We start from the raw sequence: 15,079 nt of genomic DNA, 5'->3' as shown, positions 1-15,079 counted from the left end.
TTCTGAAAGGAGATAACATTATGGATGACAAAATAGAGATAAGAAAGGTCAGCAAAAGATACGGCTCAAAGACGGCGCTTGACAATGTAGACCTCACCATCGGAAAGGGTATGTTCGGACTGCTGGGCAGAAACGGAGCGGGCAAAACAACGCTCATGAAAACGCTTGCGGCACTGCACCCCAAAAGCGGCGGAACTATACGGGTATGCGGAGTTCCCATAGAGGACAGAAAGAAAATACGCTCTATGACAGGATACCTGCCGCAGGAATTTTCGATGTACCCTACCATGAGAGTTGATGAGTGTCTTGACTATCTGGGCATACTTTCGGGCATGAGTAAGGCGCTGAGAAAGGAACGCGCGGAAATGCTTCTGAAGAAGGTAAATCTTTACGGGCACCGCCAAAAAAAGGTCAAAGAACTTTCAGGCGGAATGAAGCGCAGGCTGGGTATAGCGCAGGCGCTTCTTCATGAGCCGAAAGTTCTGATAGTTGACGAACCTACGGCAGGTCTTGACCCTGAGGAAAGGATACGCTTCCGCAATCTTCTCGGTGAGGTGGCGGAGGACAGGATAGTTATACTGTCAACGCATATCGTTGGCGATATCGAAGCATCATGTGAGATGGCGGCGGTCATGAACGAGGGAAAGATACTCTGGACGGGGAATGTCAAAGACCTTTTGCATGAAGCGGAGGGCAAAGTGTGGACGGTAACGGTCGAATCACGCTTTCTGCCGCAGATCAAGAGCCTTTATTCGGTCACAGGCATGGTCATGCAAGGCTCACAGACTGCTGTACGCTTTGTACATGACGGCGCTCCCGACCTGACGGGTGCCGCACAGACGGATCCCGGTCTTGAAGACGCATACATCTTCTGCCTTTTCAAAAACGGCTGTATAGACATCGGAGGTGAGGACTGATGCTGTTTTTAAAGGAACTAAGAAGAGTTGTTTTTTCAAAGATATTCATACTGTTTTTCGTGGCTGAGGTGTTTATGGCGTTCTTCACACAGTTCTGGAGCGATATGGGTTCAGGCTTCAGGAATTACGCCCCGCCTGTACCCGGCGGCGATTACGGCATGACGGTGGTTGACGACCCGCCGACTCTTACACAGGAAGCCACAGCAAGTCTTATAAACGACTATGTCAACAACGAGTATACGACCTACCCATACGGATTCATACATACTGTGCATCTCAAAGGCTCGGATAAGGACAAGATATCGGTGATACTTTCCAAACTGACGGGTATCGTGGAAATTGAGCAATATGTCAGATCATCTTTTGAGATAAAATATACCTACGATGAGTACAAGCAATATATTATTCCCGAACTGGGCGTACTGAACAACGTAAGTATAGATGAATTCCATGCTCTTATGACTGAGGCAGACAAGATACTGGGCGGCGGTTCAAAGTATTCTCCCAAAGAGATAATGTACAATTTTTCGCTGGGTCCGAAGTCCTACGAAGAAGCACTTGCCGAATACAACAGCCTTATATATGATGACAGGATAACAAACGGATATGCAAGGCTTTTCTGTGATTATCACGGTTTTTTCATGGCACTTCTGCCTGTGTTCCTTGTGGCTGTATACCTTTCCGCTGACAAGCGAAGCAAAGCGGAACAGCTTATCTTCTCGCGGAGCATATCCTCTGTAAAGCTGGCGGCGGCGAGATTTGCGGCACTTGTTACTGCCGAGATGATACCTGTGCTGTTCACAGCGATACTGGCGACTTACCGCGTGGCACAGTTCTATGATCCTGCCATGATGGATATGTTCGCAATGTTCAAGTATTCTTTTATATGGATACTTCCCACTGCAATAGCCGTCACGGGAACAGATATGCTGCTGTCAGGTCTTTTGCCTGCTGTGGCTGTGGTGATAATACAGTTCGGTGCATGGTTCATGATGATGTTCATGGGTTCGCTCTACGAAGATTTCGGAGTTTTCGACCTTGTTATACGCCACAATACCGAATATGACAGGCAGGGCTTTATGGACAATATCACGGTATTCGTACAGAACAGACTTTTCTTTACGGCGCTTGGTCTTATATGCACTGCGCTGTATGTATTCATATGGAAACTCAGAAGGGAGGGCAGGTTCGGTGAAAGCAAGCTGTTATCTAAGCTGTCTTTACATAGATCTGAAACGTAATTCTCTGCCCCATATACTTGCCGCAGCTGCGCTAACGCTTACAGTACCGATAGTGTTCAGCCTGACCTCGCTGAGTGCCGAACTTTCAGCACAGCCGCTCGAAATGTATCTTTCACTTACAGGCACACTGTTGCTGACACCCGTATTCCTGCCCGAACAAAACGAAGATATACGGGACACGGTACGTGTCAGACAGATGTCGTATCTGACGGTATGTGCAATGCGCATCGCATATCTGGCAGTCATCATAGCCATACTGTACGGCATCATCACAGCCGCACTCATCAGAGGAGAAAGTGTCGTGACCACAGCACACTATTTCGGAGGGCTGACAGCAGCGTTGTTTCTCGGCTCACTGGGAGTTGCAGGCTCGGCTATAGGCGGAAATGCGGTAATAGGATATATGGCATCTTTTCTGTACTTTACGGCTAATTTCTTTCTCAAAACAAGGCTGGGGGTGTTCTACCTTTTTGGTCTTTCTGCGCAAACAGGTGTCAGCAAACTATGGCTGTCGGGCGGTTCGGCAGTACTTATAATAGTGACATTCCTTTACCTGCGATATATAAAGAAACTGTAACGATCACACTGACCAAAGCACCCGCGATCTTGATAAATAATATAGTATGAAAAAGTCCTTGCATTTACACACTTTGTAATGCAGGGACTTTTGTATATAACACTGATATTTTGTTTTCATAAATTATATTTTTAAGTAAAATACATCGAATAATATGTTATATTATTGACATGCAATATTTGGTTATGGTACAATAAAGTGAATAAAAATATATCTGACAGAGATATGATCAATTGGTGCAAATGGAAAGTGGAAGAACCGGTATGATACACATAATAGGACAAGTAGCTATAATATTATATGACATATTCTATATTAGTTTGTTTATTAAATCAAAATCTCGAAAAAAGAAAAATTATATTCACTTGATTTTAATTATAATATTATCTATAATCATATTTTGTTCTCATTACATTTCGTTATCATATGAATTTCCAAATTGAAATGCCCCCAAAATTGTCATTTAAGCATTTTAGAAAAAATTGAATCCGTGGACAAGTGACCCTTATATCAATAAGATTTCTAGTGTAGATGATATTGGAATTGTAGATAAAGATGTTTCAAATTCAGGAATTATTAAAACTTGTAATTAGCACAATGAGGGATCTGTATGAATAGATTTAATACCATAAGTATCATATTACTTGTGATCTACTTAATACTTAATGTAACTTCAATTATAATACAAAAAAGAAATAAAAAAAGGGCATATATTAATTTTATAATATCTTCTTTTTGCGCTGTTATTGCAATTGTTTGTATAATTATGAGTAAATAAAGATATTATGATCTCAATTATGTAACTGCTCATGGAGGTGGAAACAATGACACATTTTACTACAGAATTATTGCTTATCGTTTCTATGCTATTAACTCTGTATAGTGCTTGTTATAGGTTTCTGCATTTAAATGCAGAAGAAAGAAAAGCACGAAAAAAAGAGATCATTGTAACCATTTCTATTATACATGCAGCTTTGATAATCAATATTATAGGATTGATCTTATCTATTGAAGACTGAGCAATGATATATTTTGTTATTGTATTTTTAATAACGTGGTTATCCCGCTGACACACCACAAAAACGGCTGTTTTACAGAACTTAAGGTGGTTGGCGTATATCTTTCCCACGCCTGCGGCAGGGGAAAGATAACATCAACTCATTATTTCCTTGTTATAAAGGTATTTTTGGGTGGTGTGCTAAAGGGATAGTCATATATTATTATAATAATATCTCATAAAGAAAAACGAAGAAAGTTATTTTCTGTTTTATCGTATTCGCCTATTACGTATACCAAAAGCTATGATAAAACTTTGGTTCAGTTCAAGGATCAAAATAACCTGTTTTTATTTCATAGGCTCTCACCCGATCAAAAAAGTCTGCCTGCAAGGGTAGACTTTTACGACTTACTGACGCTCTCGGTGTATCCGAGAGCGTTATTTTTTTGACAGGATCTTTATCTGTAGCCGTCACGCTTATCGCACCTGCCACTACAAAGACATCAGGCTTAAAGAAGATCTCTGACAAATATTGCAAAATTATAGTAAACGACATATTTATTTCTACATTCAGCGCTCACTGACGCTGTTATTTTTGTGGCTGTGAGCGCTGAATGTCCTGAAATTAATGTCGTTTACTATAGTACAGCAAGATGTATTTTTACACCGCTGACGATATATCACTTGAAAAAAGAGGTGCGGTATGGTATAATACGTATATCATCAGGAAACGAGGGCGATAACCTGATATTCGTTTCAAATTACGCTGCATATCTGCCAACTGAGGAAGAATTGAAGCGAGAACTCATGAAAGACGAGTTCACAAAACTTGATGATGAATAGAAAAGATACAGGAATATGTTCCATGCGGGAGGCAGATATGAACGATACAGAGTACAAAGTTTTAATGATAGACGATGATGAACTGATAGCACGCTCAACAGCGGAATATTTCAATATTTTAGGCTGTAAGACCGCTTATGTAACAAGCTATGATGCGGCGGTGAAGTTTCTTGACACTCATGAAATATCGCTGGTTACTGCTCGACATAAATCTCGGTGACAGGTCGGGCTTTGACCTGTGCAGAAAAGTGCGTGAAAACTATGATATGCCCATACTTTTCATCAGCGCCCGCACAAGCGATGATGATGTTATCATAGCGCTGAACATCGGCGGTGATGACTACATCAAGAAGCCATATACGCTTGGCGTTCTCTTTGCTAAAGTAAAGGCGATACTCGGCAGATATGAAAAGGCAAAGGAAGCGGCACAGCTTGCGGCAGGTATAGAGGGAAAGTCAGTTCAGACAAATGAGGGCAGGATATATTTCCGCGAGGGAGTTTATCTTGATACCTCCATGCACAAGCTGATAATTGACGGCAGACAGGAAGAATTCAGAGCGATGGAATATAAGCTGCTGACCTATCTGCTTGAAAACGCAGGCAGGGTCGTGACAAAGGAAGAACTGCTCAAAAACGTGTGGGAAGACGAATACACGGGGGACGGAACTATTTCCGTTCATATCCGTCATATCAGGGAAAAGATAGAGCCTGACCTCAAAGATCCTGCTATCATAAAGACTGTGTGGGGTGTGGGCTATGTTGTGGAACAGGACGCTCTCTTTCACGGTGACGGCGCATGAAAAGCTATATCAGGATAACCGTTCTGACGGCGGTGATATTTCTTGTTGGCATCATTCTGCTCGCTGTTCTTACTTCAAAAACCGTCACGCAGGACACCTCACGACAAACGATAACTGCGCTCAATGATATTGCAAGGACTGCCGAAGCGCATCGTTCGAAACTTGATATACTCAGTGGGAACAACTATAATGGTGATTTTGTCATACTTGATATGACAGACAATGTTTTGTATTCCAATACTGATGAGAAAGATAAACTGACGGTGGAAAAAGCGATACAAAAGCGCTATCCCTATCAATATCTGAAAGATGACAGCGGTGTATGGGGCTGTGTCATTATGACAGATGACGGGCTTGACGGATACAGAATGCTCCGTTTGCGTTTTATTGCAGGCATGAGTGTCGGCGGTGTGATAATACTGCTGGGAATGGTCGGCTTCGGAGTATATCTGAACAGGAATGTCATCACACCTTTTAAAAGAATGCAGAGTTTTGCGGGAAAAGTGGCTGAGGGCAGGCTGGACGAGCCGCTTGCAATGGACAGGGATAACCTTTTCGGCGCATTCTCGGAGAGTTTTGACATCATGCGTGAGGAACTTTCCGCATCAAAACAGCGTGAACTGGAATTGCAGAAGAAAGAGCGTGAACTTGTGGCATCGCTGAGCCACGACCTGAAAACGCCTGTCACGGGTATAAAGCTGGCAGCGGAACTTTTGCAGATGCGGTTATCTGTCAAGGCTGAAAATTCTGACAGCGGTATTACTTTCAGCAGAGATGAAACAAACAGCATAAATGACAGCGTGGACGGCATTCTGCAAAAATCGGAGCAGATAAATTCACTGGTGAGCGACCTTTTCACAGCAACACTTGACGACTTGGGTGAATTCAAGGTGAACTGCCGCGATGAAAATTCGGCAGTGCTTGCAGATATCGTGAAAAGCTGTGATGATAAGCATTATGCGGTCATGGGCGAACTGCCGCAGGTCATTATCAGCATAGACAGAAAGCGTATGACACAGGTCGTAGGGAATATCATATCAAATTCCTACAAATACGCAGATACAGCGATAAATGTTGATTTCAAGCTGTCGGAGGGCTTTCTGGAAATGCGCTTGCAGGATCATGGTAATGGTGTTTCCTCAGAAGAGATAGAGCTTATCACAAACAAATTCTATCGGGGCAAAGAGTGGGCTGACAGCGAAAAAGACGGCAACGGACTGGGGCTGTACATCGCAAAATCGCTGATGAAAAAGATGAACGGCGATCTGACAGCAGAGAGTGACGGCGGGCTTGCTGTAACGCTGATAATACCGCTAAGTTAAAAGCTCTGCCTTTTGACGAGCCGTTCGCCCGAGCGACCATTTAAGAAAAATATAAGAATTTTACAAGAAAGATTTATGGAAGATTTTTTGGAAGTCATGTATAATATCCTTATAGCAATCCAACTGTTTAAATTCACAAAATCCAGTCGCAAAAGCTCGGATCTATGGGTTTTGTGACTGGATTTTGTCTGAATTTTAAGGAGGATTGCTATAGAACAGCAGAAAGGACTGCAAGAAAGGATGTTATATATGGCTTCTTCTATTTTAAGAACAGAAAAACTATGCAAATCATTTTCAAACGGCGGCACACAACAGCATGTCATCAAGAATCTTGACATTGATATTATCGAGGGTGACTTCACGGTCATCATGGGATCATCGGGTTCGGGAAAATCCACGCTTCTGTACGCGCTTTCGGGTATGGACAAGCCCACGCTGGGCAAGATATTTTTTGGAGATACGCAGATACAGGACTATACAAACGATCAGCTTGCACAGTTTCGGCGGGGCAACTGCGGATTTGTCTTTCAGAGCGTGTATCTGCTTGACGATCAGACGGTGCTTGACAATGTGCTGACGGGTGCGCTGATCGTGCAGAAGAATACGCCCGAACTTGTGAGCAAAGCAAAGGAACTGCTGAAAAAAGTCGGGCTGAATGAGGAGGACTTTAAGAAGTACTCCAATCAGCTTTCGGGCGGTGAGGCGCAGAGAGTGGGCATTGTGAGAGCGGTCATCAACGACCCGAAAATACTTTTTGCAGACGAGCCGACAGGTGCGCTGAACTCGGCATCGAGCCGTGATGTGCTGGATATATTCACGGAGATACATAAAAACGGACAGAGTATCGTCATGGTAACACATGACCTGAAAACGGCTCTGCGCGGAACGAGGGTGCTGTATCTGCGCGATGGCGGCGTTGTGGGCGACTACCGTATGAAGCCCTACGGTGAGGACGACAAACAGGAGCGCCGCGCAGGTCTGACGGCTTTCCTTGAAGAAATGGGCTGGTAAGGGGTGATGACATGAACATACTTCGCTTATCGCTTTTCAAGCTGAAAAAAAACAAAAAAGAAGCGTTCGCCATCGTCTTTCTCACGATGATAACCACGCTTATGCTCAGTGTATTTGCGGCGAACATCTCAAAGGCGAACAAGGCTTATGATGACAGTTTCGCACAGTCGGGGTCAAAAGACACCTGCGTTATGATAAAAAAAGACAAATACCGTGATGAATACAAAGACCTGCTTAATAGTGAGTATGGCATTAGAGAGATAACCGAAACGGAATGTGTATACGGCTTTACACTTGATTATAAAACAAACAATGGTGATGAACGCACCTACGTTTCCGTTTTCGTTCCTGAAAAGAACGAAAGAAAGATAGAGGATTTTGTAAAGACCGATAAACTCACAGATGAAGAGGTAGAAAAGCTCGAACACCCCATATGGCTGCCAATGTTTTTCAGCATCGGTGAAGGGTATCAGGCCGGCGATACACTGACAGTCTGCAAAAATGGCAGAGACTATCCGTTCACCATAGCGGGTTTTTACAAGACAGGATTATATAACAATTCGTCCTACGGCTATAAAATGGTCATATCCGATAATGACTATGAGCTTTTCAAGCTGATACTTGACGACGGTGTTTACGGGGCTTATGCCACCCTGTGGTTCAACTCCGCAAATACAGGATATAATGAAGATATTTTTATCGAAAGCTGCGAGAAACTCAGCGGCGAGGAGCTGAATTCTTATTTTACATACAATAGCACAAGAAATGAAAAGTTAAATTCCCTGCAATTCATAAATATGTTCATGTATTTCCTTGCGTTTTTTTCGGGAATAACCATGCTTTCGGCAGTGCTGATGATAATTCACCGCATCACCAACGACATCGAAGACCAGATGCAGCAGATAGGTGTTCTCGAAGCGCTGGGCTACCGTTCCCGTGAAATTTCCCTTTCCTATGTGTACGAATATGTGATAACAGCAGGCATCGGTGCGGTACTGGGTGTTGTGGGAGCATTTCTGGTAAGTCCGCTGATGAATCTCGGCATACAAAACACGATAGGCAGACCCGTGACCGTAAAAACAGAGGGCGGAATGATACTTCTTTCCTGCTTTATCGTGGTGGTGCTTGTAACTGTATTTGCGCTTTTAAAGGCAGCAAAAGTCAAGAAATATCCGCCTGTTGTGGCGTTCAGAAAGGGCATACGCACACATCATTTCGGCAGGAACATTCTTCCGCTGGAAAAGGCTAAGGGAAATATCAATATTGCACTTGCGATGAAGAGTTTTCTCTGTGACATCAAGTCTGCTGTCGGAACGGCAGTCTGCATCATTGCGGCAGGTACGGCGATACTGTTCTGTGTGACGAGTGCGGAATTTTTCGGACATGGCATTGACGGGCTTCTGTCAATGACAGGTGATGACATTGTAACTGAGGTGGAACTGCTGAACGGCGTTGACACTTATGCAGTCAGGGACGAGATAGCCAAGATGCCCGAAGTAAGAAAAGCACTTGTGAAATATCAGCAAAAGTGGCTTTCTGTCAGAGATTCGGAATATCCGGGCGCTACAGTTGTATTCGATAATTATAATGACGCTGAAAACATAAAACTCATAGACGGCAGATTTCCGGAGCATGACAACGAGGTCATGACCACCATTTCAAGAAAGCAGTATGACGGCGTGGACATCGGTGACAGCATCGTTATCAAGGGCAATGGAACAGAAACAAAGTTTATTGTAACGGGTATGACAAGCAGCATGATGAACAACGGAACAATGCTGTATATGACCTCTGAGGGATACTGCCGTGCCTGCCCCGATGCACGCCCGAACATCGTTTCGGTATATCTGAAAGACGGCGTGACAATGGAACAGTTTGAGGAAAAGCTGAACGAAAAGTTCGGCACTTCTGCAAAAGACAGCGTGAATGCAGGCGGTGCAGACGGCACACTTGAAGAACGCATACGAGCGGCGGCAGATGAAAAGCTGGCTCTGCTGACCTCGCAGTACGGCGTGACTAATATCGACTATGCGTTAGTCGTTGACGGACAGGTCATCACGGGAAACAGCAGACACTTTATCATAAAGGACGTTTCCTCTCTCATGACACTTGCTGAGCAGTCGATGAGCGGAGTTGCAACGGTATCGAAATACGGCTCTTTCGGGGCGATGCTCGTGCTTTCTGCGGTAGTTGCTGTGATACTTGGACTGATCGCATCATCGAACGTAAAGCGTCAGCGCAGGCGCTTAGGCATCATGAAAGGTATGGGCTACACCTCCAAAGACTTGATGAAACAGATCGCACTGAAAACCATGCCTGTAACAATAGTTTACGTTATAATTGCTTCATTTGCAGCAATGTATGTATACAGCGCATTCTGGCTGATGGTATTCGGCACTGTCGGTGAGCTGAACATACCGCTGACTATCGTTGCAGATGTTGTACTGGTGGCTTTCTGCTATGCTGTTACTTACATCAGCGCAGGCAGGATAAAGGCAATATCGGTAACAGAACTTATGACCGAATAAGAGGGAGATAATATGAAACAGATAAAGATCATTTCTGCCGCAGTTATGGCACTTCTAATGCTGACAGGGTGCGGAAGTGTCAAGGCAGATAAAACCGAAAATACAGACACGGCGGCGAAAGCTGTGTCTGCCGAAAATAACACAGCTGACGGCGAATATATCTACTGCGTGGGTTCGGTGAGCAAGATATATTCCACAGCCGCCGTCATGCAGCTTGTTGATAAGGGACTGGTGGAACTTGATACGCCCATAACCGAATATATTCCCGACTTCAAAATGGCTGATGAGCGATACAAGGACATAACTGTTCGCATGCTTATGGATCACACTTCAGGGATAATGGGTTCAACAACAGTTAACAGCGGTCTGTATGATGACAATGATACATATAACCACGACCATCTGCTTGAAAACCTTGCTTCTCAGCGGCTCAAAGCCGACCCCGGAAAATATGCGGCGTACTGCAATGACGGTTTCAGCCTGCTGGAACTTATCGTTGAGAATGTAACAGGCAAGAGCTACACGGACTATGTGAGGGAGAACATCTCGGATAAGATAGGTGTCACCGACACGGGAACGCCTATTGATATGTTCCGCAATGATATGCTTGTGCCCTCATTTTCGGCAGGCGGTCTGCCGCTTGAAACAAGCTACTGCGTGATGATCGGCGGCGGCGGTATCTACGCAACGGCTTCCGATACTGCAAAATTCGGTGCGGCGTTCTTCACAGGCGATGACACGCTCATTCCGGATGATGCTAAGAGCGCTATGTCTACCCGCCACAACGACAACGAATACAGCGATGATAACGGTCTTGGCTGGGATTATGCGGAAATGCTCCGCTACAAGCAAAGCGGTGTCAAGGTAGTCGGCAAGGGCGGCGATACGGACATGGATCACGCTTTTCTGATGGTTGCCCCCGATGAAAAGATAAGCGTTGCGGTGCTTTCCAACGGCGGCGGCAGCACGCAGAATGAGCTTGTGGCGCAGGCACTCATGGACGTGTGCTTGCAGGAAAAGGGCATAAGCATTGCAGAGAAAGCATTGCCCGAATGTACGATAGCTGACGAGATCCCCGATGAATACAAGGCTTATGAGGGCTGGTATGTCATGAATATAATGGGCGGGAGCGATACGCTTTGCAGAGTGACGTTCCCCGATAATAAGTATCTTCACATGGAAAAGATCACCTCACGCAAGACCGAATATACCGACTACGTTTATACCGCAGACGGCGACTTCGCTGAACTTGCCTACGAAGTCGATGAAAGCGGATTTGACAAGCGCCTGCTGGCGGGCGGGAGCAGCCGTCTGTCCTTTGAAAAGAACGCAGACGGAACATTTATGAAAATATCGGGCGGACTGTACTATCCCGTACTTGGTTCAATTGATGTGAAAATGTATGCAGGACAGATGATAGATGAGAACAATGTCGGAGAGGGTGTTATTAACAGCTTTAAGGCACTTGACGGAAAGAAATTTCTTCTTGCGGGGGATAAGTATTCATCGAGCAATTATGAGCGTGCCGCTATCGCACGGTTTAGTATTGTGGACGAAATGAAAGGGTATGTTTTTCTGAATGGCAATGGCGCTGATTTCCTGCTGAAAATATCCGACAACAAACATCTTGTCTCACCGAAAAATATACCGTCATCTTCAAGCAGAGATCTTATGGATATTACGCTTGACACAGATAAAAACGGCAGGCAGACAATGAAAACTTCATTTGGTACGGAATATATTTTGGCGAATGACATTCCCGAATTTGATATATCGGTCAAAACGGTGGAAATGACAGGCAATGCGGAGTGGTACAGTATTTCAGACAGCATCGCAAATACCCCCATTACCGTGACAAGACCCGAAAACAGTGCTGTTATCGTGTTCAATAAATTCGATGAGCCTATATACACTTCCCATGTTAAAGACGCAGGAAATGTTATCCCCATGCCAAAAGGCGGCAGAGTGCTGTTTCTTGGGGAGGCGGGCACTAAGTTTGGAATTACTGCGTGATGATACAGTACCCTAAAATGGTAGTCTGTGATAATACCATAAGACTGTAGACTATTGGAACGTAACAGCAAGCCTTAGTTTATGAAAGCACAAAGCGGGCATCATGATGTAAATGCAGTACAGAACGACAAAACCGAACTTTGAAAATCTTTGTTGAATATCGCCTTTGACATCAAAAAATATTTTTGCTATAATATTCAGGTAATAATATTATAGCACTGACACACGTTGTATTCTCAGGAATGCGTAAATCTGATCACGGAATGCTATCCGAAGATGAAGTATCCTTTGAGTACAGCGTGTTTTTTGTGCGGAAACGGAGAAAACTATGCCAAGAAACCAATTTGAAAGAATGATGTTCGCTTTGATGACCGTTATTGTGACTGTACACGCTTATGTGTTTTACAGTCTGTATGTTGTCAACGGTTCAACGCTTATGAGCGTAACGGGGGAAAACAGTGTGCTCGGTGCGGTAAACGCTATGGGCGGTGTCTATATGTTCGGAAGAAATCTGCCGATATGGGCAGTCGTTATCACTGAGTTCATCCTTGCATATACTCTTGAAGTAACAGTCGGAAGCCCCATGTCCTTTAAGCTGGCATGTAAAGTCTTTGATCCGAGAGAAACACACCCCGTACTCTTTGAAACTGCGATCATCTGTGCGACTGTCGGCATCATGTGTCCTGCGATGAGCCTTCTTGCGGCTTTTCTCTACTATCCCTACTACGCAGGCTTCAATGTGTTGACGCTCCTTGCAAACTGGGTCAAACTCGTCTGCTTTAATTTCCCGTTCGCATTTTTCTCTCAGCTTTTCTTTATACAGCCGCTTATCAGAACTTGTTTCAAGGCGGTGTTCAGAAGAAAAGCCGAAACAGCACAGGCTGTAAAGGCGTAAACTTTGTGCAAAATGTCCTTTGCAAAAAAGCTGAAAATCTGATATGATAAATATATAACGAGTAGCGATCCTGCGTAAGTCCGGTTATTGCTGCTCGTTTTATTTTTTTATGGAGGTAGATCATAGTGAAAAGAATCAAAGAAGCGTGTATCTGCCAGACACTTCATTTTATGCTCAAGGAAGATGTCGGTCATGACTACGCCGTAAAGCTCGTTAAGGACGAAATTGAAAAGTACAAGGCGGGACTTGATAAAAACAAGACTAAGTACAAGATCGTAGAGGAAACAGAACAGCCTAACGGCTCTGTTATCATGAAGATCATCAAGCAGTACAACACTGCTCCTGTCGGCTCTTATCTCGACTGATACAATTTCATATCATCAAAACAGCGTGTGGCTTTAAGCGTAATTCCGGCTTATGGCTTCACGCTGTATTTTTTAGGAGGAAATCAAATGGAACAAACAGCAAATCAATTCTTAGGGCGTGAGCCTGTGGGCAGACTGATGAAAAAATATGCCGTTCCCTGCATCATTTCTCTGCTGGTGGGAGCGCTCTACAACATCGTTGACCAGATATTCATCGCCAACGCAAGCTATCTCGGTTCTTACGGAAATGCCGCAAATACAGTCGTGTTTCCGCTGACAGTCATCGCGCTTGCCATAGCTGTTATGATAGGTGACGGCTGCTGTGCCTTTGTCAGCCTGAGTCTCGGAAAGGGCGAACCCGATATGGCTAAGAAAAGTGTCGGCAGTTCAGTCCTAATGACGATAATAAGCAGTTTGATACTCTGTGCTGTGTATCTGATATTCAGCGACGGTATCATAGCTATGTTCGGCGGAACAGTAAATGAGGAAACCTTCCTTCACTCAAAAGAATACTTCTTCTATATCTCGCTTGGAATTCCTTTCTATATGTTCGGGCAGGCTATGAACCCCGTTATCCGCGCAGACGGCAGCCCGAAGTTTGCTATGATCTCCACCCTTGCAGGTGCAGTGCTGAATATGATACTCGACCCGATATTCATTTTTGCTTTAAGGTGGGGCATGATGGGTGCAGCGGTCGCAACAGTCATCGGGCAGATCGTCACAGCGGTGCTTGCTGTTTGGTATCTCTGTAACATGAAGATGGTAAAGCCCGCAAGAGCCGACTTCAAGCCGCAAAGCATCATTATCCGCAAAACACTTACGCTGGGACTTACCAGTTTTCTCTCGCAGATCTCACTTGTGGCGGCAATGGCAGCGATCAATAATATGATACGCAAATACGGTGCAATGGACAGCATTTTCGGGCAGGAGCAGTATGCGCAGATACCTATGGCGGTAGTCGGCATCGTTATGAAGTTCTTCCAGATCGTTATTTCTATCGTAGTAGGTATGGCGGCAGGCTGTATCCCGATCGTCGGCTTTAATATGGGCGCGGGACTCAAATACCGCGTGCGTGAGCTGTTCACAAAACTGCTGATAGCAGAAGCGGCTGTCGGTGCGGTTGGTCTTATCTTTGTGGAGTTCTTCCCGAAACAGCTTATCGGCATATTCGGTGCGGCGAACGAGAGCAGTTATTATACTGATTTTGCGGTACACGCATTCCGCATATATCTCTGTATGATGATATTTGCCTGCGTGAACAAGGCTTGCTTCATCTTCCTGCAAGCTATGGGCAAGGCTGTGGAATCGACTGCACTTTCGATGATAAGAGAGATCGTTTTCGGTGTGGGCTTTGCACTTCTCCTGCCAATGTTCTTCGGACTTGACGGTGTGCTGTATTCAATGCCAGTGTCGGATATCCTTACTTTTGCGGTAACTTTGTTCCTTATCGTCAGGACTTATAAGCAGCTCAGGACCGATCGGAAAGATCAGCCTGTGAGCAGTTCCCAAACAGTAAGCAAGGCTTCTGTATAAAAAGTGTATAAATTCAAAAAGCGATCAGCCATTTTTT

13 protein-coding genes are annotated in these 15,079 nt (G+C 44.5%); all 13 read left to right on the top strand.

Annotated elements, in window-relative coordinates; translation table 11 throughout:
* The first annotated feature begins 20 nt into the window (after positions 1-20).
* The 13 genes from CUS_RS11345 (at position 21) to CUS_RS11285 (ending at position 15,042) form a co-directional block, all read left to right on the top strand.
* Positions 21-917: an ABC transporter ATP-binding protein gene (locus CUS_RS11345; RefSeq protein ID WP_002850847.1), complete on the top strand. Its 897-nt coding sequence runs from the start codon at positions 21-23 to the stop codon at positions 915-917.
* A complete protein-coding gene (locus CUS_RS11340) occupies positions 917-2,158 on the top strand; it encodes a hypothetical protein (RefSeq protein WP_002850850.1) in 1,242 nt (413 codons plus the stop codon). The genes CUS_RS11345 and CUS_RS11340 overlap by 1 nt, the downstream gene beginning before the upstream one ends.
* Entirely contained in the window at positions 2,109-2,735 is a 627-nt protein-coding gene (locus CUS_RS11335; RefSeq protein WP_002850824.1) for a hypothetical protein, read from the top strand. The genes CUS_RS11340 and CUS_RS11335 overlap by 50 nt, the downstream gene beginning before the upstream one ends.
* Positions 2,736-4,416: 1,681 nt before the next feature.
* Entirely contained in the window at positions 4,417-4,575 is a 159-nt protein-coding gene (locus CUS_RS19850; RefSeq protein ID WP_157769522.1) for a hypothetical protein, read from the top strand.
* Positions 4,576-4,612: 37 nt separating this feature from the next.
* On the top strand, positions 4,613-4,795 hold the full coding sequence (locus CUS_RS20730) for a response regulator (protein WP_002850843.1): 183 nt from the start codon (positions 4,613-4,615) through the stop codon (positions 4,793-4,795).
* Entirely contained in the window at positions 4,755-5,375 is a 621-nt protein-coding gene (locus tag CUS_RS11320; RefSeq protein ID WP_347494034.1) for a response regulator transcription factor, read from the top strand. Before CUS_RS20730 ends, CUS_RS11320 begins: the two co-directional genes overlap by 41 nt.
* Complete coding sequence (locus CUS_RS11315) at positions 5,372-6,697, top strand: HAMP domain-containing sensor histidine kinase (protein WP_002850832.1); 1,326 nt, start codon at positions 5,372-5,374, stop codon at positions 6,695-6,697. Before CUS_RS11320 ends, CUS_RS11315 begins: the two co-directional genes overlap by 4 nt.
* A gap of 249 nt (positions 6,698-6,946) precedes the next feature.
* Positions 6,947-7,708, top strand: a complete 762-nt coding sequence (locus CUS_RS11310) for an ABC transporter ATP-binding protein (protein WP_002850845.1) — start codon at positions 6,947-6,949, stop codon at positions 7,706-7,708.
* 11 nt (positions 7,709-7,719) lie between these two features.
* On the top strand, positions 7,720-10,236 hold the full coding sequence (locus tag CUS_RS11305; protein ID WP_002850856.1) for an ABC transporter permease: 2,517 nt from the start codon (positions 7,720-7,722) through the stop codon (positions 10,234-10,236).
* 12 nt (positions 10,237-10,248) lie between these two features.
* Complete coding sequence (locus tag CUS_RS18665) at positions 10,249-12,249, top strand: serine hydrolase domain-containing protein (RefSeq protein WP_002850848.1); 2,001 nt, start codon at positions 10,249-10,251, stop codon at positions 12,247-12,249.
* A 328-nt stretch (positions 12,250-12,577) separates the two neighbouring features.
* Positions 12,578-13,144 carry a hypothetical protein gene (locus CUS_RS11295; protein WP_002850813.1) on the top strand — a complete coding sequence of 189 codons (567 nt, stop codon included), beginning with the start codon at positions 12,578-12,580 and terminating at the stop codon, positions 13,142-13,144.
* Between the two features lie 125 nt (positions 13,145-13,269).
* Positions 13,270-13,509 (top strand): hypothetical protein, encoded by a 240-nt coding sequence (locus tag CUS_RS11290; RefSeq protein WP_002850827.1) that lies wholly within the window; start codon positions 13,270-13,272, stop codon positions 13,507-13,509.
* Between the two features lie 87 nt (positions 13,510-13,596).
* Positions 13,597-15,042, top strand: coding sequence for an MATE family efflux transporter (locus CUS_RS11285; RefSeq protein ID WP_002850859.1), 1,446 nt, complete (start codon positions 13,597-13,599; stop codon positions 15,040-15,042).
* The last annotated feature ends 37 nt before the right edge of the window (positions 15,043-15,079 follow it).

Origin of the sequence: Hominimerdicola alba 8 (assembly GCF_000178155.2) — a bacterium.
In the GTDB taxonomy this organism is placed as follows: Bacteria; Bacillota; Clostridia; order Oscillospirales; family Ruminococcaceae; genus Hominimerdicola; species Hominimerdicola alba_C.
The sequence above is the reverse complement of the archived record's forward strand: the minus strand, read 5'-3'. Positions and strand labels throughout refer to the sequence as shown.